Origin of the sequence: Pseudomonas sp. MPC6 (genome assembly GCF_006094435.1) — a bacterium.
GTDB lineage: Bacteria > Pseudomonadota > Gammaproteobacteria > Pseudomonadales > Pseudomonadaceae > Aquipseudomonas.
The window spans coordinates 982,502-1,009,037 of sequence record NZ_CP034783.1; the positions used below are offsets into that span (position 1 = coordinate 982,502).

General features: G+C 59.8%; 24 protein-coding genes, 1 rRNA gene and 1 pseudogene. 17 read left to right on the top strand and 9 right to left on the bottom strand.

Going from position 1 to position 26,536, the window contains the following annotated elements; translation table 11 throughout:
* Nucleotides 1-13: 13 nt before the first annotated feature.
* The 3 genes from ELQ88_RS06510 to gluQRS all read right to left on the bottom strand — a co-directional run bounded on the left by ELQ88_RS06510 (nt 14) and on the right by gluQRS (nt 4,102).
* On the bottom strand, nt 14-2,968 hold the full coding sequence (locus ELQ88_RS06510; protein WP_168187334.1) for a sensor histidine kinase: 2,955 nt from the start codon (nt 2,966-2,968) through the stop codon (nt 14-16).
* Complete coding sequence (locus tag ELQ88_RS06515) at nt 2,952-3,128, bottom strand: hypothetical protein (protein WP_003176118.1); 177 nt, start codon at nt 3,126-3,128, stop codon at nt 2,952-2,954. Before ELQ88_RS06515 ends, ELQ88_RS06510 begins: the two co-directional genes overlap by 17 nt.
* A 77-nt stretch (nt 3,129-3,205) precedes the next feature.
* The gene (gene gluQRS / locus ELQ88_RS06520) at nt 3,206-4,102 is read right to left on the bottom strand and encodes a tRNA glutamyl-Q(34) synthetase GluQRS (RefSeq protein ID WP_128870657.1); all 897 of its coding nucleotides are present in this window, start codon (nt 4,100-4,102) and stop codon (nt 3,206-3,208) included.
* A gap of 53 nt (nt 4,103-4,155) precedes the next feature.
* Here gluQRS and ELQ88_RS34560 point away from each other — a divergent pair.
* Nucleotides 4,156-4,245, top strand: a pseudogene (locus ELQ88_RS34560) (outer membrane lipoprotein carrier protein LolA); the annotation flags it as partial.
* A gap of 77 nt (nt 4,246-4,322) precedes the next feature.
* On the opposite strand, the gene dksA reads toward ELQ88_RS34560, so the two are convergent.
* Entirely contained in the window at nt 4,323-4,763 is a 441-nt protein-coding gene (gene dksA, locus ELQ88_RS06530) for an RNA polymerase-binding protein DksA (protein WP_007902025.1), read from the bottom strand.
* Between the two features lie 332 nt (nt 4,764-5,095).
* Here dksA and ELQ88_RS06535 point away from each other — a divergent pair, with 332 nt between their 5' ends.
* Together ELQ88_RS06535 and sfsA are read left to right on the top strand one after the other, a co-directional pair.
* On the top strand, nt 5,096-6,268 hold the full coding sequence (locus tag ELQ88_RS06535; protein WP_128870658.1) for a pyridoxal phosphate-dependent aminotransferase: 1,173 nt from the start codon (nt 5,096-5,098) through the stop codon (nt 6,266-6,268).
* A complete protein-coding gene (gene sfsA / locus ELQ88_RS06540; RefSeq protein WP_138964238.1) occupies nt 6,268-6,981 on the top strand; it encodes a DNA/RNA nuclease SfsA in 714 nt (237 codons plus the stop codon). Before ELQ88_RS06535 ends, sfsA begins: the two co-directional genes overlap by 1 nt.
* Here sfsA and ELQ88_RS06545 read toward each other — a convergent pair.
* A complete protein-coding gene (locus tag ELQ88_RS06545) occupies nt 6,978-7,295 on the bottom strand; it encodes a Rieske 2Fe-2S domain-containing protein (protein ID WP_138964240.1) in 318 nt (105 codons plus the stop codon). The genes sfsA and ELQ88_RS06545 overlap by 4 nt on opposite strands.
* A 168-nt stretch (nt 7,296-7,463) precedes the next feature.
* Between ELQ88_RS06545 and ELQ88_RS06550 the strand changes: the two genes are divergently transcribed.
* The 4 genes from ELQ88_RS06550 to ELQ88_RS06565 are packed head-to-tail and all read left to right on the top strand — an operon-like array spanning nt 7,464 to nt 11,010.
* The gene (locus tag ELQ88_RS06550; protein WP_138964242.1) at nt 7,464-8,336 is read left to right on the top strand and encodes an ABC transporter substrate-binding protein; all 873 of its coding nucleotides are present in this window, start codon (nt 7,464-7,466) and stop codon (nt 8,334-8,336) included.
* A 50-nt stretch (nt 8,337-8,386) separates the two neighbouring features.
* Nucleotides 8,387-9,370: an iron ABC transporter permease gene (locus ELQ88_RS06555; protein WP_168187335.1), complete on the top strand. Its 984-nt coding sequence runs from the start codon at nt 8,387-8,389 to the stop codon at nt 9,368-9,370.
* Complete coding sequence (locus ELQ88_RS06560; protein ID WP_128870663.1) at nt 9,370-10,137, top strand: heme ABC transporter ATP-binding protein; 768 nt, start codon at nt 9,370-9,372, stop codon at nt 10,135-10,137. Before ELQ88_RS06555 ends, ELQ88_RS06560 begins: the two co-directional genes overlap by 1 nt.
* 21 nt (nt 10,138-10,158) lie before the next feature.
* Entirely contained in the window at nt 10,159-11,010 is an 852-nt protein-coding gene (locus ELQ88_RS06565) for a ChaN family lipoprotein (protein WP_138964243.1), read from the top strand.
* Nucleotides 11,011-11,423: 413 nt separating this feature from the next.
* Here the strand turns inward: ELQ88_RS06565 and ELQ88_RS06570 are convergent, their stop codons facing one another.
* The 3 genes from ELQ88_RS06570 to ELQ88_RS06580 form a co-directional block, all read right to left on the bottom strand.
* Nucleotides 11,424-11,696 (bottom strand): TfoX/Sxy family protein, encoded by a 273-nt coding sequence (locus ELQ88_RS06570; protein ID WP_007971093.1) that lies wholly within the window; start codon nt 11,694-11,696, stop codon nt 11,424-11,426.
* A gap of 295 nt (nt 11,697-11,991) precedes the next feature.
* Complete coding sequence (locus ELQ88_RS06575; RefSeq protein WP_138964245.1) at nt 11,992-12,336, bottom strand: pentapeptide repeat-containing protein; 345 nt, start codon at nt 12,334-12,336, stop codon at nt 11,992-11,994.
* A 91-nt stretch (nt 12,337-12,427) separates the two neighbouring features.
* Entirely contained in the window at nt 12,428-13,984 is a 1,557-nt protein-coding gene (locus ELQ88_RS06580) for a bifunctional aminoglycoside phosphotransferase/ATP-binding protein (RefSeq protein ID WP_128870666.1), read from the bottom strand.
* Between the two features lie 118 nt (nt 13,985-14,102).
* On the opposite strand from ELQ88_RS06580, the gene mrcB reads away from it, so the two are divergent.
* From mrcB to ELQ88_RS06595, 3 genes are read left to right on the top strand one after another with little or no spacing between them, the layout of a single operon-like run.
* A complete protein-coding gene (gene mrcB, locus ELQ88_RS06585) occupies nt 14,103-16,427 on the top strand; it encodes a penicillin-binding protein 1B (RefSeq protein ID WP_138964247.1) in 2,325 nt (774 codons plus the stop codon).
* A 16-nt stretch (nt 16,428-16,443) separates the two neighbouring features.
* A complete protein-coding gene (locus ELQ88_RS06590; RefSeq protein WP_128870668.1) occupies nt 16,444-17,178 on the top strand; it encodes a tetratricopeptide repeat protein in 735 nt (244 codons plus the stop codon).
* Complete coding sequence (locus tag ELQ88_RS06595; protein WP_128870669.1) at nt 17,178-17,513, top strand: YqcC family protein; 336 nt, start codon at nt 17,178-17,180, stop codon at nt 17,511-17,513. The genes ELQ88_RS06590 and ELQ88_RS06595 overlap by 1 nt, the downstream gene beginning before the upstream one ends.
* A gap of 115 nt (nt 17,514-17,628) precedes the next feature.
* Here ELQ88_RS06595 and ELQ88_RS06600 read toward each other — a convergent pair whose 3' ends face one another.
* Nucleotides 17,629-18,051: a DUF4124 domain-containing protein gene (locus ELQ88_RS06600; RefSeq protein WP_138964249.1), complete on the bottom strand. Its 423-nt coding sequence runs from the start codon at nt 18,049-18,051 to the stop codon at nt 17,629-17,631.
* Nucleotides 18,052-18,451: 400 nt separating this feature from the next.
* On the opposite strand from ELQ88_RS06600, the gene ELQ88_RS06605 reads away from it, so the two are divergent.
* The 7 genes from ELQ88_RS06605 to ELQ88_RS06640 all read left to right on the top strand — a co-directional run bounded on the left by ELQ88_RS06605 (nt 18,452) and on the right by ELQ88_RS06640 (nt 26,507).
* Complete coding sequence (locus tag ELQ88_RS06605; RefSeq protein ID WP_128870671.1) at nt 18,452-20,176, top strand: acetolactate synthase 3 large subunit; 1,725 nt, start codon at nt 18,452-18,454, stop codon at nt 20,174-20,176.
* 2 nt (nt 20,177-20,178) lie between these two features.
* A complete protein-coding gene (gene ilvN / locus ELQ88_RS06610) occupies nt 20,179-20,670 on the top strand; it encodes an acetolactate synthase small subunit (RefSeq protein ID WP_003176102.1) in 492 nt (163 codons plus the stop codon).
* Between the two features lie 48 nt (nt 20,671-20,718).
* Nucleotides 20,719-21,735, top strand: coding sequence for a ketol-acid reductoisomerase (gene ilvC / locus ELQ88_RS06615; protein ID WP_122540428.1), 1,017 nt, complete (start codon nt 20,719-20,721; stop codon nt 21,733-21,735).
* Nucleotides 21,736-21,879: 144 nt separating this feature from the next.
* The gene (pssA, locus tag ELQ88_RS06620; protein WP_128870672.1) at nt 21,880-22,734 is read left to right on the top strand and encodes a CDP-diacylglycerol--serine O-phosphatidyltransferase; all 855 of its coding nucleotides are present in this window, start codon (nt 21,880-21,882) and stop codon (nt 22,732-22,734) included.
* A 58-nt stretch (nt 22,735-22,792) separates the two neighbouring features.
* Nucleotides 22,793-23,806 (top strand): protein-methionine-sulfoxide reductase catalytic subunit MsrP, encoded by a 1,014-nt coding sequence (gene msrP, locus ELQ88_RS06625; RefSeq protein WP_138964251.1) that lies wholly within the window; start codon nt 22,793-22,795, stop codon nt 23,804-23,806.
* Nucleotides 23,806-24,426 (top strand): protein-methionine-sulfoxide reductase heme-binding subunit MsrQ, encoded by a 621-nt coding sequence (msrQ, locus tag ELQ88_RS06630; protein WP_138964253.1) that lies wholly within the window; start codon nt 23,806-23,808, stop codon nt 24,424-24,426. The genes msrP and msrQ overlap by 1 nt, the downstream gene beginning before the upstream one ends.
* A 544-nt stretch (nt 24,427-24,970) precedes the next feature.
* A 16S ribosomal RNA gene (locus tag ELQ88_RS06640) occupies nt 24,971-26,507 on the top strand.
* The last annotated feature ends 29 nt before the right edge of the window (nt 26,508-26,536 follow it).

A 26,536-nucleotide genomic window follows, 5' to 3' on the forward strand; every position in this document is an offset into this window, starting at 1 on the left:
ACTCTCGACGGTCTCAGTTCACAGCGGACGTCGCTTCGACATGACGCGGCAATGTCACCCGGATACGGGTGCCGCGTTGGCTTTGTACATCAGCCGGGCTGTCGATGGTGATTTGTCCATAATGCTCTTCAACGATGGAATAGACCAGTGCAAGGCCCAGACCGGTGCCTTCGCCAGGATCCTTGGTGGTGAAGAAAGGTTCGAACAGTCGGTCCATGATGCTCGAGGGAATACCGCTGCCTTCGTCTTCGACGATCAAATCGACCGTGTGTTCGCCGGCTTCGCTCTTGACCCGCACCGCACTGCCGGGAGGCGAGGCGTCACGGGCGTTCGAGAGCAGGTTGATCAGTACTTGCGCCAGGCGCTGAGGGTCACCTTCGACCCAGTGGTCGGGGTCGCACAGGTTGTAGAACTGCACTTCGAAATTGCGTCGGTTCAGGGCCAGCAGGCCGATGGCATCCTGGGCCACTTCGGCCAGACAGACGGGCTCGTCGCTGTGCTGATGACTGCCGGCGTGGGCAAAGCTCATCAGCGACTGAACGATGCGTGACACGCGTTTGGTCTGTTCGAGAATCTGCCCGCTGATTTCCTTCAGTTCGCTGTCGTCTTCGCGCTCTTCGCGCAGGTTCTGCGCCAGACAGGCGATGCCGGTGATCGGGTTGCCGATTTCATGGGCCACGCCGGCGGCCAGGCGGCCGATGCTGGCCAGACGCTCGGAATGCACCAGCTTGTCTTCGAGCATCTGGGTTTCGGTCAGGTCTTCCACCAGCAGCACCAGGCCACTGTTACCCGGTGCCAGGGGTTCATCGATCGCCGCTTTGTGCAGGTTCAGCCAGCGGGTCTGGCCATCGAGGGCCAGGTGCTGCTTGTGCAAGTGCTCGTCGGGCAGATTGATGAAGCCTTGCAGCAGCGCTTTCCACGGATCGGCAATGGTGCTCAGGCGCGAACCGACTACGCGTTGTGCGGCAATCCCGGTCAATTCCTCCATAGCTTTGTTCCACATGAGGATTTCCTGATCCTTGGCCAGCGAGCAGACGCCCATCGGCAATTCCTGCAAGGTCTGGCGGTGATAGCGGCGCAGGGCATCGAGTTCGGCGGCAAGGCCGGTGAGACGCGAATGGTAATCCTCGAGCCGGCTTTCGATGAAGTGGATGTCTTCGGTCACGTAGTTTTCGCCGCCCGCCTTATAAGGCAGGAAGGTTTCGACCATGTCCTGGGCCACGCTCGGCCCCATCAGGCCGGACAGATTGGCTTCGATGCGGTCACGCAAACGGCGCAGGGCGTAAGGCCGGCGCTCGTCGAAGGGCAGATAAAGGTCGCGCAGGGCTTGCTCGACTTCTTTCTGTGCGGCCTTGGCGCCCAAGGGTTTGGCCAGCTGCGTGGCGAACTCCTGGGGAGAGGCGGCGTGCAGTTCCCGGCGTTGCGGGCGACGCACGTTATCCACGGCGCAGGCTTCGGCGGCGCTGGCCTCTTCGGCGCTGGCGTTGGTGAACAGCGAAATCAGGGTGAACATCAGCACGTTGGCTGCCAGCGAGGCGATGGCCGCCATGTGCCAGCTGGTGTCGTCCAGCACGTAGATCATGTTCAGCAGCGGAATGTAGAAACCCTGCAGATTGCCCACCAGCGGCAGCAGCATGGTGACCAGCCACACCAGGATCCCGGCGAGCAGGCCGGCGATGAAACCGCGGCGGTTGGCGGTCGGCCAGTACAGGACCGACAGCACGCCCGGGAGGAATTGCAGGGTGGCGACGAAGGCGACGATGCCCAGGTTGGCCAGGTCCTGCTCGGCACCCAGCATCAGGTAGAAACCGTAGCCGGCCATGATGATCGCGACGATCAGCGCCCGGCGGGTCCACTTCAGCCAGCGGTAGATATTGCCTTCGGCCGGCGGCTGGTAGAGCGGCAACACCAGGTGGTTCAGCGCCATCCCGGACAGCGCCAGCGTGGTGACGATGATCAGCCCGCTGGCCGCCGACAAGCCACCGATGTAGGCCAGCAGTGCCAGGGCTTTGCTGTTGGCGGCGATACCGATGCCCAGGGTGAAGTATTCCGGGTTGGTGGTGGCGCCGAGTTTCAAGCCGGCCCAGAGAATCAACGGCACGGCCAGGCTCATCAGCAGCAGGAACAGCGGCAGGCCCCAGCTGGCGCTCACCAGGGAGCGCGGGTTGAGATTTTCGGTAAAGGTCATGTGATACATGTGCGGCATCACGATCGCCGAAGCGAAGAACACCAGCAGCAGCGTGCGCCATGGCCCTTCCTGTAGCGGCGTATGCAGGGCGGCGAGGGCGGTCTGGTTTTGCAGCAGCCACAATTCCAGCTGTTGCGGGCCGTCGAACACGCCATACAGCGCATACAGGCCGACGCCGCCAATGGCGATCAACTTGATCACCGATTCGAAGGCAATCGCGAACACCAGGCCTTCATGCTTTTCGCGGGTGGCGATATGGCGCGAACCGAAGAAGATCGTGAATAGGGTAATCAGCGCACAGAAGCTCAAGGCCACGCGATGCTGGACCGGCTCCCGGGTGAGGATGCCGATGGAGTCGGCCACCGCCTGAATCTGCAAGGCCAGCAACGGCAGCACGCCGATCAGCATGAAGATGGTCGTCAGCGCCCCGGCCCAGGTGCTGCGGAAACGGAACGCGAACAAATCGGCCAGGGAAGACAGCTGATAGGTGCGGGTAATCTTCAGGATCGGATACAGCAACACCGGCGCCAGCAAGAACGCGCCGGAGACCCCGAGGTAACTGGACAGAAAACCATAGCCGTACTGGTAGGCCAGGCCCACCGTGCCGTAGAACGCCCAGGCACTGGCGTAGACGCCCAGCGACAGGGTGTAGGTCAGCGGGTGGCGAATGATCGCCCGGGGGATCATGCCCCGTTCGCTGACCCAGGCGACGCCGAACAGCACCGCCAGGTACGCGGCGCTGATCAGTATCATCTGGGTCAGGCTAAAGCTCATCGGCATCTTTTTGGCTCTGCAGGATGAAGGTCACGACGATCAGGATCAGCCAGAGCAGATAGGGGCGATACCAGGCGCCAGTAGCGTCGATCCACCAATCCATGATGGCCGGGGAAAACAGATAAATCCCCACTACCAGGAGCAGGACCAAGCGATAGATGTACATCCCGGCCTCTCTTCTTTATGCGCGTGCCCGAAAACGTGCGGCGATGGTAACGGATGGGCGCGCCACTGCAAGTGTGATCACTGAAGTTGCGCTTCGGGCAGGTTGAGTGTGCGCGGGATCTTCAGTGCATCCCAGTGGGCAATGCCCCAGTCCAGCACTTCCCGTGGCGTGGCGTAAGCCAGTTCGGCGCCCGGGGTTTGCCCGAGTGCGCGCAACGCACGCAGCAACAAGGGTGTTGCCTGATCTTCGCTCAACGGCGGCGAACGGTACGACTTGCCGAGCTTGTTGCCGTCGGGCTGGGTAATCAGCGGGATATGCAGATAACGCGGTTGCCGCAGGCCGAGCAGTTCTTGCAGGTAGAGCTGGCGCGGGGTGGAGTCCAGCAGGTCGGCGCCCCGGACAATGTCGGTGATGCCTTGCCAGGCATCGTCCAGTACCACCGCCAGTTGATAGGCGTAGAGCCCGTCGCGGCGGCGGATCACGAAATCGCCGACTTCCCGGCCCAGGTGTTGGCGGAATTCACCCTGGACCCGGTCGATGAAGTGGTATTCCAGCTCCGGAACTCGCAGGCGAATCGCGGCATCTTCGGTGCCGTGCCCGGCGTTGCGGCACAGGCCCGGATAAATCCCGTGATAGCGCTCCAGTTGTTTGCGCGAGCAGGTGCAGGCATAAGCCAGGCCAAGCTTGAACAGGCGATCGATGACTTCGGCGTAGGCGGCGTGCCGGTCACTCTGTCGGACCATCTCGCCATCCCACTCGAAACCGTAGCTTTCCAGGGCCTTGAGAATGGCCGCCTGGGCGCCGGGTTCTTCCCGAGGTGGATCGAGATCTTCCATGCGCATCAGCCAGCGACCACCCACCGCACGCGCGTCGAGGTACGACGCCAGCGCGGCGACCAGCGAGCCGAAATGCAGATGGCCGCTGGGCGTGGGGGCGAAGCGTCCGATGTAGGTGGGGGAGGTGGTGGCGGTCATGGGGGCAATGTTACTTTTTCCGGGCTGGCGCCAAACAACCTGTAGGAGCGAGCTTGCTCGCGAAGGTCGTCAACGATAACGCTGTGAGCCTGATTTTGCGCGGCGTTCTCAGGTTTTTCGCGAGCGAGCTCGCTCCTACAGTGACGGCGATTTTTGTCTCAGCGAATATCAGAAACAAAAACGGAGCGTTCGCACGCTCCGTTCTTCATTCAACCCGACATTACTTGCCGACTTGCTTTTCCTTGATTTCCGCCAGGGTCTTGCAATCGACACACATGTCGGCGGTAGGGCGGGCTTCCAGTCGCTTGACGCCGATTTCGACGCCGCAGGACTCGCACCAGCCATACTCTTCGTCTTCGATCAATTGCAGGGTCTTGTCGATTTTCTTGATCAGCTTGCGCTCGCGATCACGGGCGCGCAATTCGAGGCTGAATTCTTCTTCCTGGCTGGCACGGTCTGCCGGGTCCGGGAAGTTGGCCGCTTCGTCTTTCATGTGATCAACAGTACGGTCGACTTCCTGCATCAAGTCCTGTTTCCACTTGTTCAGGATCTTGGTGAAGTGAGCGCGCATGGGCTTGCCCATGTATTCCTCGCCCTTCACTTCTTTGTAGGGTTCGAAGCCGCTGATCGACTGATTTTGTTGCTTTGCTTGGGTGGGCATGAAATGGACCGCCTCTACTCTTGTAATCCATTGCGCAGGATTGCTCCATCACCGACACCTGCCGGCCCTGCGGCTGCAAGCGGGCGAACTTACCAGATCAAATCGGACCGCGCCACTCCCGGATGTCGAGGTAGTGGCCTTCGGTGCTTGCAAATCTATGCGAAGCCTTGTCTGGTGGTGCTGGAGACCTGATCAAATATTGATTTTAGTCAAACCTGGGGCACACGCTCGAGACGTTTGAGTCCAGAGTTATATGGCTGTGACCGCTTTAGGTTCTCGCTCGTTCCTGCGCTTGGGTAGAATCGTTTTTTTTCCCTGTTGAAGGAAGGCCAATGGCTCAGCCCTACAGTGCCCGCAGTCGCGCGATCGAACCTTTCCACGTCATGGCGCTGCTGGCGCGGGCCAACGAATTGCAAGCCGCCGGCCACGACGTGATTCACCTGGAAATCGGCGAGCCGGACTTCACCACCGCCGAGCCGATCATCCAGGCCGGCCAGGCGGCACTGACGGCGGGCAAGACCCGTTACACCGCAGCGCGTGGCATCCCGGAGTTGCGCGAGGCCATTTCAGGCTTCTATCGGCAGCGTTACGGGTTGAATATCGATCCGCAGCGCATTCTCATCACCCCCGGCGGCTCTGGCGCGCTGTTGCTGGCCAGTGCCCTGCTGGTGGACCCGGGCAAGCACTGGCTGCTGGCGGACCCGGGGTACCCGTGCAACCGGCATTTCCTGCGGCTGGTGGAAGGCGCGGCGCAGTTGGTTCCTGTCGGCCCGGAGGTGCGTTATCAGCTGACGCCGGACCTGGTGGCCCGTCATTGGGACCACGACAGTGTCGGCGCCTTGGTGGCGTCGCCGGCCAACCCAACCGGGACCATCCTGACCCGCGATGAATTGGCGGGCCTGTCTGCCGCCATCAAGCTGCGCCACGGCCATCTGGTGGTGGACGAGATTTACCACGGCCTGACCTATGGCACCGACGCGGCCAGTGTGCTGGAAGTGGATAACGACGCCTTTGTCCTAAATAGTTTTTCAAAGTATTTCGGCATGACCGGCTGGCGACTCGGTTGGCTGGTGGCACCCGAAGCCGCGGTCGGGGAGCTGGAAAAACTGGCCCAGAATCTCTATATCAGTGCCCCGAGCATGGCCCAGCACGCCGCACTGGCCTGCTTTGAGCCAGCAACCATCAGCATCCTGGAAGAGCGTCGCGCCGAATTCGGCCGGCGTCGGGATTTCCTGCTGCCGGCCTTGCGGGAATTGGGCTTCGGCATCGCCGTGGAACCGGAAGGGGCTTTCTACTTGTACGCCGATATCAGCAAGTTCGGCGGTGATGCCTTCGCGTTCTGCCGACATTTCCTCGAAACCGAACATGTTGCGATTACCCCGGGACTCGACTTTGGCCGTTATCAGGCCGGGCATCACGTGCGGTTTGCCTACACTCAAAGCCTGCCGCGCTTGCAGGAAGCGGTCGAGCGGATTGCGCGCGGTTTGCGCAGCTGGCAAGGCTGATGCGCTTTCATCCGCCACTCGAAGAAGGTCGCCTGATCCGTCGCTACAAGCGTTTTCTCGCTGATATCGAGACCGTTGACGGCGAGTTGCTGACCATTCACTGCCCAAACACCGGGTCCATGCTCAATTGCCAGGTCGAGGGCGGGCAGGTCTGGTTCAGCCGTTCCAATGATCCGAAACGCAAATTGCCCGGCACCTGGGAGGTTGGCGAAACCCCCCAGGGGCGGCTGTTTTGCGTGAACACCGGGCGAGCCAATGGCTTGATCGAGGAAGCATTGCGGGCCGGCGTTATCACCGAGCTGAACGGCTTTACCGGGCTGAAGCGTGAAGTGGCCTATGGCCAGGAAAGCAGCCGCATCGATTTCCGCCTCGATTACCCGAGCGGACCGGCCTATGTGGAAGTCAAAAGTGTCACCCTGGGTTACGACGGCTCATTGGTGGCGGCATTTCCCGATGCGGTGACGCAGCGCGGGGCCAAGCATTTGCGGGAGCTGGCCCATCTGGCCCGGGACGGGATTCGCGCGGTGCAGTTGTATTGCGTGAACCTCACCGGAGTCGATGCGGTACGTCCTGCCGAAGAAATCGATTCGGCCTACGCCGCTGCACTGCGTGAGGCGGTGGCCTGTGGGGTCGAGGTATTGGCCTACGGCGTTCGGTTGAGCCACGAAGAGATGGTGGTCGATCGACGACTGGCCGTGTTGCTCAACGTTTAAAGACTGACCCAGATCCCTTGGTCGTCCTCGCGGCAGGCGACGCTGGCCAGGGATTGCCCGGCGCACGGCCCGGAGACGCATTCGCCGTCTTCGATCAGGAACAGTGCGCCATGGGTGGCGCACTGGATCAGGCTGTTGCTGGGGTCGAGAAACTGGTTGGGGGTCCATTCCAGCCCGACGCCACGGTGCGGACAGCGATTGATGTAGACGTAAACCCGACCGCCCCGGCGCACGGCAAAGAGTTTCTGGCCGTCGATGTCGAAACCGCGGCTGCTGTTATCGGCCAGCTCGACGCCAGTACAAAGAAACTTCATGTCTATCCTCAAGTGCCGCGTCTGGTGACCGGATATGTCCGAGCTTGACGTTCAAATGCAAACAATTATCAAATGACCGCTTCGCCCATTGGCTGGGCAGGTAACGGATGCCGAGGATACTTGGCCTGTCATCTCGATGCCTGGGAAAAACTTTCAAGGAAGCTGTTTATGCGCCTGAATACCCGCGTTGCTGCGCTCTGTGTCGGACTTCTCGTCAGTTGTCACGCCGCAGCCGCCGAGTTGCCACAACGTTGGGTCAGTGCCGGCGGCGCGCTGTCGGAGTGGGTCAGTGCGCTAGGTGGCGAATCGAAACTGGTGGGTGTCGATACCACGAGCCAACACCCGCCTTCCCTGAAGGCACTGCCCAGTATCGGTTATCAGCGGCAATTGTCGGCGGAGGGTATTTTGAGTTTGCGCCCGCAGATTCTGATCGGCACCGAAGAAATGGGGCCGCCGCCGGTGCTTTCGCAGGTTCGCAGTGCCGGCGTGCAAGTCGAACTGTTTTCCGCCCAGCCGGACCTGCCGACCTTGCAGGCCAATCTGCAACACTTGGGCAAATTGCTTGGCGCGCAAGACCGGGCGGCGCAATTGCTGCAGGCCTATCAGCAGCAACTCGAGCAGCAAAAGGTCCGGGTCACCCGGGCGCAGCTGAAGGAAAAGTCGCCGGGCGTGCTGTTGCTGCTCGGCCACGCCGGCGGCAAGCCGCTGATCGCCGGCAAGGACACCGCCGCCGACTGGTTGCTGCAACAGGCCGGCGGGCACAATCTGGCAACACATTCCGGCTACAAACCTTTTTCCGTTGAATCGCTGGTGAGTCTGGATCCTGACGTGCTGGTGTTTGCCGATCGTGCGCTCACCGGCGACGCCGCGCGGGCAGCGCTGTTCAAGGAGAATCCAATCCTGGCCTCGACCCGCGCAGCCAAGGACGGGCGAGTGATGGAGCTCGATCCAACCTTGCTGGTCGGTGGCCTCGGGCCGCGGTTGCCCGAAGCGATGGAATCACTGTCTGACGGCTTCTTCCCCGGTTCTGCCGGCCAATGACCATTCTGGTTAAACCGCGTGCTTTGTTTATTGGCCTGAGCCTGCTGTGTTTGCTGGCGATCTGGCTGTCGTTGGCGCTGGGCCCCGTCAGCTTGCCGCTGTTCGATACCTTGCGCGCGGCGTTGCGGCTGATCGGCTTGCCCATTGCGGCCGACGGGTTGGAGCAGGCCGAACTGATCCTCGGCCAGATTCGCCTGCCGCGAACCCTGTTGGGTTTGGCGGTGGGGGGCGTCCTGGCATTGTCCGGCGTGGCAATGCAGGGGCTGTTTCGTAACCCGCTGGCAGATCCGGGGTTGGTCGGGGTTTCCAGCGGCGCGGCACTGGGCGCGGCGATCGCCATTGTCGGCGGTTCGCTATTCGGCGGCCTGCCGGAAGCCTTCGGGCCTTATCTGTTATCGCTATGCGCATTCATAGGCGGGCTCGGCGTCACGGCGCTGGTGTATCGGCTGGGCCGGCGCAACGGGCAGACCCATGTCGCGACCATGCTGCTGGCGGGTATCGCCTTGACCGCGCTGGCCGGTTCCGCCGTGGGGCTGTTTACCTACCTGGCCGACGACGCGACCCTGCGCACGCTGACATTCTGGAACCTGGGCAGCCTGAACGGCGCCAGCTATGCGCGACTCTGGCCGTTGTTGCTGATCACGGTGGGCGTGGCGCTGTGGCTGCCGCGCCGGGCCAAGGCGCTGAATGCGTTGCTGCTGGGAGAGTCGGAGGCCGGGCACCTGGGCATTGATGTCGAAAGGCTCAAGCGCGAGCTGGTGTTCTGCACGGCGCTGGGTGTCGGCGCGGCAGTCGCGGCCGCAGGGATGATCGGCTTTGTCGGTCTGGTGGTGCCGCACTTGGTGCGACTGCTGGCGGGTCCTGACCATCGCGTGCTGTTGCCCGCCTCGGTGCTGGCGGGCGGCAGCCTCCTGTTGTTTGCCGATCTGGTCGCGCGATTGGCGCTGGCGCCGGCCGAGTTGCCCATCGGGATCGTCACGGCCTTCATTGGTGCACCGTTCTTTCTGTATTTACTGCTCCGGGGGCGTGCCTGATGTTGCGAACGCAAAATCTGCAGATCCGTCGGGGTCGCAAGATCGTATTGACCGACATCACGCTCGAGGTCAAGCCGGGCGAAGTCCTGGGAGTGCTGGGGCCGAACGGTGCCGGGAAAAGCACCTTGCTCGGCGCTTTGTGCGGCGAGTTGCAGGCTGACCAGGGCAATGTCTGGCTCGATGAGCGCGAGTTGAGCCACTGGGCCGGGGCATTGCGCGCCCAGCGCCTGGCCGTGCTGCCGCAGGTATCGACCCTGGACTTCGCCTTTCGCGTCGAAGAAGTGGTCGGCATGGGCCGCTTGCCCCATCAGAGCGGGCGGGTCCGCGATGATGAAATCATCACCGCCGCATTACAGGCTGCCGATGCCGGGCATTTGACTGGCCGCAGCTACCTGGCCTTGTCCGGTGGCGAACGTCAGCGGGTGCACCTGGCGCGGGTACTGGCACAACTCTGGCCGGGCGAGGCGGGGCAAACCCTGTTGCTCGATGAGCCGACCTCGATGCTCGACCCGCTGCATCAGCACATCACCCTGCAAGCGGTGCGCGCGTTCGCCGATCGCGGCGCGGCGGTGTTGGTGATCCTGCATGATCTGAACCTGGCGGCGCGCTATTGTGATCGCCTGCTACTGCTCGAAGGCGGGCGCCCGGTGGCGCTCGATACCCCGGAGCAGGTGTTGCGTCCGGAACCGCTCAAGGCGGTCTTCGGCCTGGAAGTGCTGGTGCAACAGCATCCGGAGCGTGGGCATCCGCTGATCATCGCCCGCTGAGTGTCTGAAAGGGATGAGCCCATGCGTGTAATGTTGATTTTGTCAGTCCTGGTGCTGAGTGCCTGCCAGCATGTTTCGGCACCGCCCCCGATCGCCGGAGAGATCCGCGACTTGCGCAACGGCCGGAGCCTGACGCCGCAGGAACTGGTTGCGCAATTGGCCAAGCCTTCGCGGCTGATCGTCGGCGAGCAGCATGACAATCGTGATCACCATGCACTGCAGCTGTGGTTGTTGCAGTCCCTGGGTGATCAGCGACCTCAGGGCAGTCTTTTGCTGGAGATGCTCACGCCGGACCAGCAGCCACGCGTCGATGAAGTTCGCCAGGCTTCGGCACCGCCGGCGGATTTGCCCGCTGCCTTGGCCTGGCAGGAGGGTTGGGATTGGGAATTGTATGGGCCGATCGTGCGTTTCGCCCTGAGCCAACCGTATCCGCTGCTGTCCGCGAACCTGACCACAGCGCAAGTACGGGCCATCTATGCCAACCCTCCCATCTTGAGCGGCGCGCGCTCCAACGCGTCTTCGGTCAAGGACGAACTGCTGCAGCAAGTCCGCGATTCCCATTGCGGCCTGCTGCCCAAAACACAGATGCCGGCAATGCTTTCGGTTCAGCAGCAGCGTGACCGGCGCATGGCTGAGCGCCTGCTTGTCGCGCCTGAGCCTTCAATGCTGTTCGCTGGCGCGTTCCATGCACGCAAGGACGTTGGCGTGCCAATTCACCTGCTGGATCTGGGAACGCCCGAGGCGCCGACGGTGCTGATGCTGGCGCAACAGGGCAGTGAGATCACGGCGGATATGGCTGATTATGTCTGGTACACGCCGGCTATGCCGACGCCGGATTACTGTGCGCAGATGCGTAAGCAGTTTGGTAAGTAGCCTCAGCTGAACAGCCACAACTCCTGCGCATGGGCCGGGGTAAACCTGCGTAATCGCAGGTGTACCCGGGTCCATGTAGGAGCTGGCTTGCCAGCGAAGGCGGCCATAAGCCGTATAGGGCCCATGAAGACGCCTTCGCCGGCAAGCCGGCTCCTACAGTTAGCTCGGCCGAAAAACATACAAATCTTTCGCCCAAAAAAAGACCCGGCAAGAGCCGGGTCAAATAACCGTGATTAGCCTGATGAGGAGATATCTGACAGTCCGAACCAAGGGCTTTTCAAATATCGACCAGTCTCGCGACCAGTTGTGATAATCATAGCGATTCTCATTACCATGTCAACAGCTGATTTTTCATTTACTTGAAATCGGCCATCAGGCCAGTGGAAAGCCCCGACATCATGGGGCCGGGGCTTTCAGTTTTTGTGGCGCGACGAAATGGCTTCCAGCTGTTTGTTCAGGGCTTCCTTGCGCTCGGCGGGAATGTCGTTCCAGTGCACGTCCATCAAGGCGCCTTCGATCGCATACAACAACACCTTGGACGCCCGGAACCCGCGAGTGCGCACGGCCCGGTAAGCGTCCACCGCCCCCAGGCGACGCAAGTCCGAGGCACTGTGGATGCCCACGGCATGCAGCCACTGCGCTGACGTCTTGCCAAGATTCTTCAGGTGCTGCAGTTCATCATTCATCAAGCCTCCTTGCGACTGCCGAACGGTGCGTGGACGAGCCTCTCAGCAGTGTAGCCATCAGCAGGAAAAGCGTGATTGTTTGCTTGGTTTCAATGCAAATGCTTCTAAGAGGGGGCGTTTGGCGCTGAAGGGATGTCTGTGAATGCAATAGAGGAGGTCGACGCAAGACCCTGTGGGAGCGGGCTTGCCCGCGAAAGCGGTTTAAGATTCAACATGCATGTCGACTGACACAACGTATTCGCGAGCAAGCCCGCTCCCACAGTGGATTGCGTTGTGTCGGGAGGTAATGCGGGCGTTAGCGGGTGCGGTAGCGCAGGCGTGTCCCGAAATTCATCGACATCAGGATTTCATCCGCACTCAGTTCTGGCGGAAAGTAGGCCCCGGAGATCTGCGCGTGGGCCAGGCTTGCGCCTTCCAGGATCGAGGTGGTGAAGTCGATGCCGCGCAAGTCGGCGGAGCGGAAATAGGCGTTGGTGAAGTCGATGCCGTCGGCATTCAGTTCGCGCAGGTCGAGCCCTCGGAAATCGCCACCGACCATGTCGATGGTTCCTTCCTGGGGACGTTCTTTGTTGAAACCGGCGATGTCGTCTTTGTGCAGCAGGGCATAAAGCGGCGTGTCGAGAAGTTTGGGCTGGCTCATGTCACATCACCTCTTGGTGTTATGACGCCAGTGTAGTGCCACTATTTGACGACCGTGAAGCCGCTGAGGGCTTCACGGTCGAAACGCAATCTTACAATCCGGGCAGGCGTTGACGGATTTGCGCGACTACGGTGTCGAGGGTTCCGCTTTCGTTGGTCTGCACGCGTTTGCTGCAGAGAATTTCTGCGGGGGTCAACGGTTCGCGATTGGCTTGCTGCGCTTCGATAATGGCCAGGTTGGCGTCGGACGGGTCATTCTTGTCAGCCTGACGCAGCGCCAGCCAACTCTCGATCACCGCTTGCGGTGCATTGCAATCCAGGATCAGGAAGGGCGCACCGGTGCCTTCGGCGATTTTCGCTGCGCTGTCGCGCTGTTCGCGTTTGAGGTAGGTGGCATCGACCACCACCGGGAAGCCGGCATGCAGGATCACCGCGGCAATTTCATGCAGGCGGCGGTAGGTCGCGACGCTGGCGTCGGCACTATAGATGCCGGCCTGCGGGTCATTGACCACGGTTTGTTCGCCGAACAGGCGTTTACGTTCTACGTCCGAGCGCAAGCGGATGGCGCCCAGTGCTTCCACCAGGCGCATGGCCACTCGGCTCTTGCCGACCGCGGACACGCCGTGGGTAATCGCCATGAAACGTGAAGGAATGGTGCTGTAGCTTTCCGCCAGGTTCGCGTAGTTGCGGTACTGGCGCAGGGTGGTGGCGCGATGCACCGGGTCGGCCTCGGCCGGCATGCTGAACAGGCTGACCTTGGCGCGTACCAGTGCGCGATAGGCTTTATAGAAGTTCAGCAGCTCAAGGCCCTGGTAATCACCGGTCAGCTCCAGGTATTGGCTGATGAAACGACGCGCCAGGCTCTTCAGGCCGCGGTCTTCGAGGTCCATCGCCAGGAAACCGGTGTCGGCATAGACGTCGGTGAAGCGGAACGGTTCGTTGAACTCGATGCAGTCGAAGATCACGACCTTGCCGTCGATTTCCGTGGCGTTGCCCAGGTGGATGTCACCGTGGCATTCGCGGATGAAACCGTCCGCCTTGCGCTGGGCGAACAGCGGCTTTAGGCGTTCGAAGCTGCTTTCGGCCCAGGCCTGCAGGGCATCGAGTTGCAGCAGGTCGGCCTTGTCGCGGAGGAACGGGCGGATCTGTTCGAAGTTCTGGCGCACCGGCGCCATCACGCTGTCCGGGGTACCGGCGTCGTGTTCGGCGGGCACTTTCGGCGCATTGAGGTGGAATTGCGCGATCTGTGCGGCCATCTCGTCGATGTGCGTGGTGGTCAACTCGCCGTTGGCCTGCAGGGTGCTGAGCAAACCGGATTGCGGGAACTGGCGCATTTTCAGCGCATATTCAATGACCGGGCCGTCGCCGCCCAGTTGTGGCGCTTCCGGGCTGCCGGTAATCGGTAACACTTCGAGATACAAATCATGGGTCAGGCGCTGGTTGAGACGCAGCTCCTCGCCGCAGAAATGCTCACGCGCGTCGAGACTGGTGAAGTCGAGGAAGCCGAAGTTCATCGGTTTCTTCACTTTATAAGCAAAGGGGCCTGTGAGAATGACCCAGGAGATATGGGTCTCGATGACCTGGAACCCATCCACGGGATGCGGGTAGAGGGCAGGGTTTTGCAGGGCAGCGATCAAAGACTGGCTCACAGGCATTCCTTCAAAGTCTGGGGAAAATTCACGGCCGCCATTATGGCCGCAAGTCCGCCGGACGCAAACCTCCGAGGGCTTCTGTCGAGTATCGATAAAGTGCGTATAATCCGCCGCCATGACTCGTACTCGATCCCCCCGCACCCCCAAAAAACCACCTTCCAGAGGCTTGAGCCCCTGGCTGGGCTGGGCCCTTAAACTCAGTCTGGTCGGCCTCGTGGTGCTCGCCGGATTCGCGGTTTATCTCGACGCCGTGGTCCAGGAGAAGTTTTCCGGCAAGCGCTGGACCATCCCGGCCAAGGTATACGCGCGCCCGCTCGAGCTGTTCGTCGGACAAAAGCTCAGCAAGGCTGACTTTCTGACCGAACTCGATGCCCTGGGCTATCGTCGCGAAGCCGTGAGCAACGGCCCCGGCGCTGCGGCGGTCAACGGCAACACCGTCGACTTGAATACCCGTGGCTTCCAGTTCTATGAAGGACTGGAGAGCGCCCAGCCCGTGCGTGTGCGATTCTCCGGCGATTATGTGGCTGAACTCTCGGGGGCCAAGGGTTCGAAGGTTTCCGTGGTGCGGCTGGAGCCGCTCCTGATCGGCGGGATTTACCCGAAGAATCTCGAAGACCGTATTCTGATCAAGATCGATCAGGTGCCGCCGTATCTGCTGGAAACCCTGGTGGCCGTGGAAGACCGGGATTTTTACAGCCATTGGGGCGTGTCGCCGAAGTCGATTGCCCGGGCCGTCTGGGTCAACACCTCTGGCGGCAAGATGACCCAGGGCGGAAGTACCCTGACGCAACAGCTGGTCAAGAATTTCTACCTGACCAGCGAACGCAGCCTGTCGCGCAAACTCACCGAAGCCATGATGGCGCTGTTGCTTGAGCTGCATTACGACAAACGGGAGATTCTTGAGGCTTACCTCAATGAGGTGTTCGTCGGTCAGGATGGCCAGCGCGCAGTGCACGGTTTCGGTCTGGCCAGCCAGTTCTTCTTCGGGCAGCCGTTGTCCGAACTGAAACTGCATCAAGTCGCCATGCTGGTGGCCATGGTCAAGGGGCCGTCCTATTACAACCCGCGCCGTAACCCGGAGCGGGCGCTCGAGCGCCGCAATCTGGTGCTCGATGTCCTTGAACAACAGGGTGTCGCCACCGCCGAGCAAGTCGCGGCCGCGAAGAAAATGCCACTGGGCGTGACGACTCGCGGCAAGTTGGCCGACAGTTCGTTCCCAGGTTTCCTCGACCTGGTCAAACGTCAGCTGCGCCAAGACTATCGCGACGAAGACTTGACCGAAGAAGGCCTGCGGATTTTCACCAGCTTCGATCCGATCCTGCAGATGAAAGCCGAGGCCTCGGTCAATGACACCTTCAAGCGCCTGTCCGGGCGCAAGGGCTCGGATGAAGTCGAAGCGGCCATGGTCGTGACCAACCCGGAAACCGGCGAAGTCCAGGCCATGATCGGCAGTCGTCAGGCGGGTTTTGCCGGTTTCAACCGGGCGCTGGATGCGGTGCGACCGATCGGTTCGTTGATCAAGCCGGCGGTTTATCTGACGGCCCTCGAGAAACCGAGCCAGTACACTTTGACCAGTTGGTTGTCGGACGATTCGTTCTCGGTCAAAGGTGCGGATGGTCAGGTCTGGAAACCGCAGAACTATGATCGCCGTTCCCATGGCACGGTGTTCCTTTATCAAGGCCTGGCGCATTCCTACAACCTGTCGACCGCACGTCTGGGTTTGGCGGTGGGCGTACCCAATGTTCTCAAGACGCTGGCGCGCCTGGGTGTGAGTCGCGAGTTCCCGGCCTTCCCGTCGATGTTGCTGGGCGCTGGAGGCCTGACGCCGATCGAAGTGGCGACCATGTACCAGACCCTGGCCAACGGCGGCTTCAATACGCCAATGCGCGGGATTCGCAGCGTGCTGACGGCCGAAGGCGAGCCGCTCAAGCGTTATCCGTTCCAGATCCAGCAGAGCTTCGATCCGGCATCCATTTACCTGGTCCAGAACGCAATGCAGCGGGTCATGCGTGAAGGCACCGGCCGCTCGGTCTATAACGTGTTGCCCAAGACCCTGACGCTGGCCGGCAAGACCGGTACCAGTAACGATTCGCGAGACAGCTGGTTCGCCGGTTTCAGCCAGGACTTGCTGGCCGTGGTCTGGCTGGGGCGTGATGACAACGGCAAGACGCCCTTCACCGGTGCCACCGGTGCGTTGCAGGTCTGGACCAGTTTCATGCGCAAGGCCGATCCGCTGCCGCTGGACATGCCGCAGCCGGACAACATCGTTCAGGCCTGGGTCGATTCGCGCACAGGACAAGGTTCTGATGCGAACTGCCCAGGCGCGGTGCAGATGCCGTATATTCGCGGCAGTGAGCCGCCTCCCGGTCCCGCCTGCGGTGGCGACAGCCCTGTATCCGGCGAAACGGTGATGGATTGGGTCAAGGGCTGGATGAATTAAGCAAAGAGGGTTTCAAGTGAACAAGTGGTTGATTCCAGCGGTTACCGCCGTGGCTTTGCTCAGCGGTTGCTCCACCGTACAGCGCGGGTCGATTCCGGTGGTGGATTCCGGCAGCGCCGTGTCCAATAGCGAACGGATTCAGGCGAATGGCGGTTACCGTCAAACGACGGTCAAGCGGCCCGCACAAAACCAGACCCAGGCGATTCCGCAGGGCGACACCGGTGTGGTCGTGATGGTGCCGGGTGGCGGTGCAGTGGCATCGGCACCGATCAGCACGACGCCGATCACTCCGGGGCCGATCACGCCCGGCCCGGCTTACTCGGCACCGGTCCAGGCCGCGCCGGTCAATCAGGGCAGCTACAGCATGCCGTCGACGCCAAGCGGGATCCCGTCGACAAGCTCGGGTGGCCTGTCCGCCGACGAGCAGCTGGACGGTCCGGTATTGGCGCTGCTGACCACAGCCCAACAACAACAGGCGGGCGGTGACCTCAACGGTGCCTCTTCCAGCCTCGAGCGGGCCCAGCGTGTCGCACCGCGTGAGCCGCAGGTGCTTTATCGCCTGGCTCAGGTGCGCATGGCCCAGGGCGATGCATCGCAAGCCGAGCAATTCGCGCGTCGCGGCCTGACCTTTGCCAATGGTCGCCCGGCACTTCAGGCCAGCTTGTGGGAGTTGATCGCCCAGGCGCGGGAGAAGCAGGGCGATTCCGCCGGTGCGGCATTGGCCCGTCAAAAGGCCAAGGTATCGTCGTGATGGATGCACGCTTTCCGAAGATTGCCGAACAGTTGCTGCTGATCGAGCGTGAACTGCGGGTTCAGGGGTGGTGGGACGATGTCCCGCCCTCCATTGAAGCGCTGTCCAGTGTCGAGCCGTTCTCGGTCGATACGCTGGATTTCGAGCAGTGGCTGCAATGGATCTTCCTCCCGCGAATGAAGACCATCCTCGAACAGGATCTGCCATTGCCCAATGCATCGGGGATTCAGGAGATGGCCGAAATGGTCTTCGCCGCCCGCAATGTCCAGGGCAGGGATCGGCAATTGCAGGTCTTGCTCAAAGAGTTCGACCTGCTGATCACCGCCTCCCGCTAACGCCGAGCCCCTTGTAGGAGCTGGCTTGCCAGCGAAGGCGGCGTAACATTCAACATAGATGTTGAATGTGATGGCCTCTTCGCTGGCAAGCCAGCTCCTACAGGGGTGCAGGTGATCATTGGCAGTTATCCGCAATCTGTTTCTGTGCCTCGGTAATGCGCTCCTGACGTGTCTCATCGGTCAGGCGGCGCATCTCGCCGTCGATCTCTTCCCGTAGTCGTGGATTGTTCTGCAGTTGAGCGAGGTTGGTCCGCGCCTGCTCGCAGAATGCCTTGAGCTGGGCCTGCTGCTCGGCGACCTGCTTTTTCACTGTCTTGTCGATGGCCTGCTGATCGCCGATCGTATCGCTGCGCGGCAGTGTGGACGGCTTGCCGGCAGGTACGCTGGGGGTGACCACGCTGGTGGCTTCCTGGCCCTGGGGTGGTTGCGCACCGAAATGGGTAACACCTTGGGCGTCGACCCACTTGTAGATCTGTCCGGCCATGCTCAAAGGGCTCACGCCGAGCAGCAGGCCGACGGCCAGGAAAAACGTTCGCATGCCATTTCCTTGTCTTGGGTTGCGCAATTGAAGCTAACACAGTGGCTGTTTAGCGGTTTTTTCTTGCTTTCTCATGTACTTGGTTCAATAAAGCACATAGACGACTTGACTTGCAGAGGACGAAACAGAAGAATCCAAAGTCCGCTGTAGAGGGACTGCCAGAAGCAGACCCACTCGGCAGATCATGAGGCGCACATCCGCGCCGACCTGTTACACCCGCAACGCGTTACCTCGCGCTGGGTGGGAAAGCCCCGCAACACTTGGGACGATCCCAATACTTGCTCAGTCAGTGCTGACGTAGTCGGCGACCACCGTCGCTCATGCTCTGCCGAGAAGTAAACCTATTAAGACCCGTCCTCTTGTGAGTGGACGGTATTCTGGCGTTTTAGAGGTGAACAACGTGGAGCTTTTATCTGGCGGTGAGATGCTCGTCCGCTTTTTGCGTGACGAAGGCGTCAAGTACATTTACGGGTACCCGGGTGGTGCTCTTCTTCATGTCTACGATGCCCTGTTCAAAGAACCGGAAGTGACCCACATCCTGGTTCGTCACGAGCAGGCTGCGACCCATATGGCTGACGGCTATGCCCGTGCCACCGGCAAAGCCGGCGTGGTACTGGTGACCTCGGGTCCGGGCGCCACCAACGCCATCACCGGTATTGCCACGGCCTATATGGACTCCATTCCGATGGTGATCATTTCCGGCCAGGTGCCTAGCACCATGGTAGGCACCGATGCGTTCCAGGAAACCGACATGATCGGTATCTCCCGGCCGATCGTGAAGCACAGCTTCATGATCAAGCACGCTTCGGAAATCCCGGAAGTCATGAAGAAAGCGTTCTACCTGGCGCAATCCGGTCGTCCTGGGCCGGTCGTTGTCGATATTCCGAAAGACATGACCAACCCGGCCGAGAAGTTCGAATACATCTTCCCGAAAAAAGCCAAGCTGCGTTCCTACAGCCCGGCCGTTCGCGGTCACTCGGGGCAAATCCGCAAGGCAGCCGAAATGCTCCTGGCGGCCAAGCGTCCAGTGATGTACGCAGGCGGCGGCGTGATCCTCGGTGGTGGCTCTGCGCCGCTGACCGAATTGGCGAAGATGCTCAACCTGCCAGTGACCAATACCCTGATGGGCCTGGGTGCCTACCCTGGCACCGACCGTCAGTTCATCGGCATGCTCGGCATGCACGGCAGCTACACCGCCAACCTGGCGATGCACCATGCGGACGTGATCCTCGCCGTCGGTGCGCGTTTCGATGACCGCGTGATCAACGGCCCGGCGAAGTTCTGCCCGAACGCCAAGATCATTCACATCGACATCGACCCGGCTTCGATTTCCAAGACCATCAAGGCCGACGTGCCAATCGTTGGTCCGGTGGAAAGTGTCCTGACCGAAATGGTTGCGATCCTCAAGGAAATCGGCGAGACCCCGAACAAGGAGTCCGTGGCCAGTTGGTGGAAGCAGGTGGATGAGTGGCGCGGTGATCGCGGCCTGTTCCCTTACGACAAGGGCGACGGCAGCGTCATCAAGCCGCAGACTGTGGTCGAAACCCTGTGCGAAGTGACCAAGGGCGATGCCTATGTCGCATCGGACGTGGGCCAGCACCAGATGTTCGCCGCGCAGTACTACAGGTTCAACAAGCCCAACCGCTGGATCAACTCCGGTGGCCTGGGCACCATGGGCTTCGGTTTCCCGGCGGCCATGGGCATCAAGTTGAGCTTCCCGGATGCCGACGTCGTCTGCGTGACGGGCGAGGGCAGCATCCAGATGAACATCCAGGAACTGTCCACCTGTCTGCAATATGGCTTGCCGGTCAAGATCGTTATCCTGAACAACGGTGTTCTGGGTATGGTTCGCCAGTGGCAAGACATGAGCTACGGCAGCCGTCACTCGCATTCCTATATGGAATCGCTGCCTGATTTCGTCAAGTTGGCGGAGGCCTATGGTCACGTCGGCGTGCGCATCACCGAATCGAAAGATTTGAAGACGAAGATGGAAGAAGCGTTCGCCATGAAGGACCGTCTGGTGATCATCGATGTTTCGGTCGACACCAGCGAGCACGTCTACCCGATGCAGATCAAAGACGGCTCCATGCGCGATATGTGGCTGAGCAAGACGGAGCGTACTTAATCATGCGGCATATTATTTCCTTGCTTCTGGAAAACGAACCGGGCGCCCTGTCTCGTGTAGTCGGCCTGTTCTCGCAGCGCAACTACAACATCGAAAGCCTGACCGTGGCACCGACCGAAGACCCGACCCTGTCGCGTCTGACGTTGACCACGGTTGGTCATGACGAAGTGATTGAGCAGATCACCAAGAACCTGAACAAGCTGATCGAAGTGGTCAAATTGGTCGACCTGTCGGAAAGTGCTCACATCGAGCGCGAACTGATGCTGGTCAAGGTCAAGGCTACCGGCGCCCAGCGCGCCGAGATCAAGCGCACCACCGATATTTATCGTGGACAGATCGTCGATGTCAGTGCCAGCGTGTATACCGTTCAACTGACCGGTACCAGCGACAAGCTCGACAGCTTCATTCAGTCCATCGGCACCGCCTCGATCCTGGAAACCGTCCGCAGCGGCGTAACCGGTATTGCTCGCGGCGACAAAGTACTCAGCATCTAAACCAAATTAGCGAATGGCCTGAACGGCCTGGATATATAGGGGAATTTCATGAAAGTTTATTACGAAAAAGACTGCGACCTGTCGATCATCCAGGGCAAGAAAGTTGCCATCATCGGTTACGGCTCCCAGGGCCACGCTCAAGCGTGCAACCTGAAAGACTCCGGCGTTGACGTTACCGTTGGTCTGCGTAAAGGTTCGGCCACCGTGGCCAAAGCCGAAGCTCACGGCCTGAAAGTGACTGACGTTGCTTCCGCCGTAGCCGCTGCCGACCTGGTCATGATCCTGACCCCGGACGAGTTCCAGTCCGCGCTGTACAAGAACGAAATCGAGCCGAACATCAAGCAGGGCGCTACCCTGGCCTTCTCCCACGGCTTCGCGATCCACTACAACCAGGTTGTTCCGCGCGCCGACCTCGACGTGATCATGATCGCGCCGAAAGCACCGGGCCACACCGTGCGTTCCGAGTTCGTCAAAGGCGGCGGTATCCCTGACCTGATCGCTATCTACCAGGATGCTTCGGGCAACGCCAAGAACGTTGCACTGTCATACGCCGCCGGCGTTGGTGGCGGTCGCACCGGCATCATCGAAACCACCTTCAAGGACGAGACCGAAACCGACCTGTTCGGCGAGCAAGCCGTTCTGTGCGGCGGTACCGTTGAACTGGTAAAAGCCGGTTTCGAAACCCTGGTTGAAGCTGGCTACGCGCCGGAAATGGCCTACTTCGAATGCCTGCACGAACTGAAGCTGATCGTTGACCTCATGTACGAAGGCGGTATCGCCAACATGAACTACTCGATCTCCAACAACGCCGAGTACGGCGAGTACGTGACCGGTCCGGAAGTGATCAACGCCGAATCCCGTCAGGCCATGCGCAACGCCCTGAAACGTATTCAGGACGGCGAATACGCCAAGATGTTCATCAGCGAAGGCGCGACCGGCTATCCTTCGATGACCGCCAAGCGTCGTAACAACGCCGCTCACGGTATCGAAATCATCGGCGAGCAACTGCGCTCCATGATGCCGTGGATCGGTGCCAACAAGATCGTCGACAAAGCCAAAAACTAAGTCGCGCACTTGTACGGAAAACGCGGCCTAGGCCGCGTTTTTTCGTTTGGGCGGCCGGTTCTGGTATAAAGCTGCATCGTTTGCGGCCGAACCCTCGTCCCTGACGCCTGTCGAAACTTTCCACCCTGTTGCAAGGTAATGTCCATGAGCGAACGTCCCGAAGAGCCAAACCAGGCTTCTGACGCCGAAAGCCTGCTGCCCATCGATGAACACATCGAGGAAGGGCATGACGCTGAAGGCCGTAAAGTCCGGCATCGTGGTATCTATCTTCTGCCGAATCTGTTCACCACTGCGAACCTGTTCGCAGGGTTTTATTCCATCATCAACTCGATGAGCGCCCAGAGTGCCTTGAGTGCCGGTGACACCCTCGGCGCGAGCAAGTATTTTGGCTTTGCCGCGATCGCGATTTTCGTCGCCATGGTGCTCGACGGTCTCGACGGTCGCGTTGCCCGAATGACCAATACCCAGAGCGCTTTCGGTGCCGAGTACGATTCGCTGTCGGACATGGTTGCCTTTGGTGTCGCGCCGGCGTTGCTGGCATTCGGCTGGGCCTTGGGCGATATGGGCAAAGTCGGCTGGATGGTTGCGTTCATCTATGTCGCAGGCGCAGCCTTGCGCCTGGCGCGTTTCAACACCCAGGTCGGCACCGCGGACAAACGCTACTTCATCGGCCTGGCCAGTCCGGCTGCCGCGGGTGTGGTCGCGGGTATCGTCTGGGCGTTCAGCGACTACGGCATCCAGGGTTCCAAGATGTCCTTCCTGGTGGCGTTGATGGTTGCGGCCGCGGGCATGCTGATGGTCAGCAACATCAAGTACAACAGCTTCAAGGAGCTGGACTTGAAGGGGCGTGTGCCGTTCGTGGCGATTCTCGCCGTGGTCCTGGTGTTTGCCGTCGTGTTCAGTGATCCGCCGCGCATTCTGCTGCTGGTGTTCCTCGCCTATGCAGCCTCGGGTCCGGTGCAATATCTGTTACGACTTCGTCGGCACAAGAACCAGTAATTTCCCCCATACTCCGCAGTCTATTGGTGCATAGGTTCTCCAATGCTGCGGAGTTGTCATGCTGATCAAAGTCCCCAAGGCGTCTGACTGTCATGAGTCGGACGTCACGCCCGAACCCTTCTATCTCTCTCGACGCAATGTGCTGAGTGCTGCCGTCGCCGGTCTGGCTGTGAGCAGCCTGCCTCGGTGGGCCAGCGCCGCCGATGCTGCGCGTTATCCAGGCGTAGAGCCTGGCAAGGCGCCATCCTGGTTTGCCGAAAAGCTTCCCGCTACCCAGTGGGGGGCGGTAAACGTCAAGGATGAGGCCGTCACGCCGTTCAACGATGCCACCCACTACAATAATTTCTACGAGTTCGGCACCGATAAAGGTGATCCGGCGGCGAACGCGGGTGCATTGAAGACCGAACCCTGGAGTGTGGTGGTGGACGGCGAGGTGGGTAAGCCGGGACGGTATGCGCTGGAGGACTTCATGAAGCCCTATCAGCTGGAAGAGCGCATTTACCGTCTTCGCTGCGTGGAAGCCTGGTCGATGGTCATCCCGTGGATCGGTTTTCCCATCTCGGCGTTAATCAAGGAAGTCGAACCGACCTCCAGCGCCAGGTTCATTCGTTTCGAAACCCTGCGGGACCCCAAGGTCATGCCGGGCCAGCGCTCTGGTTTTGCCTTGATCGATTGGCCTTATGTAGAAGGGTTGCGACTGGATGAGGCAATGAATCCTTTGGCCATTCTTGCAGTGGGCATGTATGGGCGTGAATTGCCTAACCAGAACGGCGCGCCTCTGCGTCTGGTAGTGCCGTGGAAGTACGGCTTCAAGAGCATCAAATCCATCGTGCGGATCAGTCTGGTCAGCGAGCAGCCCAAAACCACCTGGCAGAGCATTGCCTCCGATGAATATGGCTTCTATGCGAACGTGAACCCCACGGTCGATCACCCGCGCTGGACCCAGGCCCGTGAAAGGCGGTTACCCAGTGGTCTGTTCAAGCCGAATGTGCGTGACACGCAGATGTTCAACGGCTACTCGGATGAAGTCGCTTCTTTATACACAGGGCTCGATCTACGGAAAAATTACTGATGCGATATCCGTTCTGGCGAATCGGGGTCTTCATCGCCACTGCGGTGTGGCCACTGCTTTGGTTGTATCAGGCTTGGGAGGATGTGCTGGGGCCTGATCCAGGCAAGGTGCTGGTTGACCGGCTTGGTTTGGGGACGCTGGTGTTGCTGCTGATAACCTTGAGCATGACGCCCCTGCAGAAACTCACGGGTTGGGCGGGGTGGATTGCTGTTCGGCGACAGCTGGGGTTGTGGTGTTTTGCCTACGTAGTGCTGCATCTGAGTGGTTATACGGCGTTCATCCTCGGCTTCGATTGGTCGCAGCTGGGCGTCGAGTTGCGCAAGCGGCCGTATATTATCGTCGGGGCGCTGGGCTTTTTCTGTTTGCTGGCGTTGGCGGTGACCTCCAATCGTTACAGCCAAAGACGCTTGGGCGCGCGCTGGAAGAAGCTGCATCGGCTGGTCTATGTGATTCTCGGGCTTGGTTTGTTGCATATGTTATGGATTGTGCGCGCCGACCTGAAGGAGTGGGCGATCTATGCCTCTGTAGGTTTACTGCTATTAGTGCTGCGGTTACCGCCCGTAGCCCGCCGAATCCCGCGATTAATCGCTAAAAAGACACCTTCTGCGCGAAAGGCGTAATTAAGGCTTGACGGCAGATTCTGGAAGTCTATAATTCGCCCCACTTCCGGCGCAGTCGAAACGGAAAACTCCTTGGTAAACAAAGAGTTACGCAGTTTTCGACAGTGAGTTGCTTCAGTTCATCGAAGCCCAGAAGGAGTTGATCAGGCAGTGTGTTGTCGCCTTATCAACGGTTCGATCTTCTCGGTCGAAAGCGGAGTAAAAGAGGTGTTGACAGCAGCGAGTAACGCTGTAGAATTCGCCTCCCGCTGACGAGAGATCGGAAGCGCAAGTGGTTGAAGTTGCAAAGGAAACTTTGAAAACTTCTGAAAATAACCGCTTGACAGCAGCAGAGGAAAGCGTAGAATGCGCGCCTCGGTTGAGACGAAAGATCTTAACCAACCGCTCTTTAACAACTGAATCAAGCAATTCGTGTGGGTGCTTGTGGAGTCAGACTGATAGTCAACAAGATTATCAGCATCACAAGTTACTCCGCGAGAAATCAAAGATGTAACCAACGATTGCTGAGCCAAGTTTAGGGTTTCTTAAAAACCCAAAGATGTTTGAACTGAAGAGTTTGATCATGGCTCAGATTGAACGCTGGCGGCAGGCCTAACACATGCAAGTCGAGCGGTAGAGAGAAGCTTGCTTCTCTTGAGAGCGGCGGACGGGTGAGTAATGCCTAGGAATCTGCCTGGTAGTGGGGGATAACGCTCGGAAACGGACGCTAATACCGCATACGTCCTACGGGAGAAAGCAGGGGACCTTCGGGCCTTGCGCTATCAGATGAGCCTAGGTCGGATTAGCTAGTTGGTGAGGTAATGGCTCACCAAGGCGACGATCCGTAACTGGTCTGAGAGGATGATCAGTCACACTGGAACTGAGACACGGTCCAGACTCCTACGGGAGGCAGCAGTGGGGAATATTGGACAATGGGCGAAAGCCTGATCCAGCCATGCCGCGTGTGTGAAGAAGGTCTTCGGATTGTAAAGCACTTTAAGTTGGGAGGAAGGGCATTAACCTAATACGTTGGTGTCTTGACGTTACCGACAGAATAAGCACCGGCTAACTCTGTGCCAGCAGCCGCGGTAATACAGAGGGTGCAAGCGTTAATCGGAATTACTGGGCGTAAAGCGCGCGTAGGTGGTTTGTTAAGTTGGATGTGAAATCCCCGGGCTCAACCTGGGAACTGCATTCAAAACTGACAAGCTAGAGTATGGTAGAGGGTGGTGGAATTTCCTGTGTAGCGGTGAAATGCGTAGATATAGGAAGGAACACCAGTGGCGAAGGCGACCACCTGGACTGATACTGACACTGAGGTGCGAAAGCGTGGGGAGCAAACAGGATTAGATACCCTGGTAGTCCACGCCGTAAACGATGTCAACTAGCCGTTGGGAGCCTTGAGCTCTTAGTGGCGCAGCTAACGCATTAAGTTGACCGCCTGGGGAGTACGGCCGCAAGGTTAAAACTCAAATGAATTGACGGGGGCCCGCACAAGCGGTGGAGCATGTGGTTTAATTCGAAGCAACGCGAAGAACCTTACCAGGCCTTGACATCCAATGAACTTTCCAGAGATGGATTGGTGCCTTCGGGAACATTGAGACAGGTGCTGCATGGCTGTCGTCAGCTCGTGTCGTGAGATGTTGGGTTAAGTCCCGTAACGAGCGCAACCCTTGTCCTTAGTTACCAGCACGTAATGGTGGGCACTCTAAGGAGACTGCCGGTGACAAACCGGAGGAAGGTGGGGATGACGTCAAGTCATCATGGCCCTTACGGCCTGGGCTACACACGTGCTACAATGGTCGGTACAGAGGGTTGCCAAGCCGCGAGGTGGAGCTAATCCCAGAAAACCGATCGTAGTCCGGATCGCAGTCTGCAACTCGACTGCGTGAAGTCGGAATCGCTAGTAATCGCGAATCAGAATGTCGCGGTGAATACGTTCCCGGGCCTTGTACACACCGCCCGTCACACCATGGGAGTGGGTTGCACCAGAAGTAGCTAGTCTAACCTTCGGGAGGACGGTTACCACGGTGTGATTCATGACTGGGGTGAAGTCGTAACAAGGTAGCCGTAGGGGAACCTGCGGCTGGATCACCTCCTTAATCGACGACATCAGCTGCTCCATAAGCTC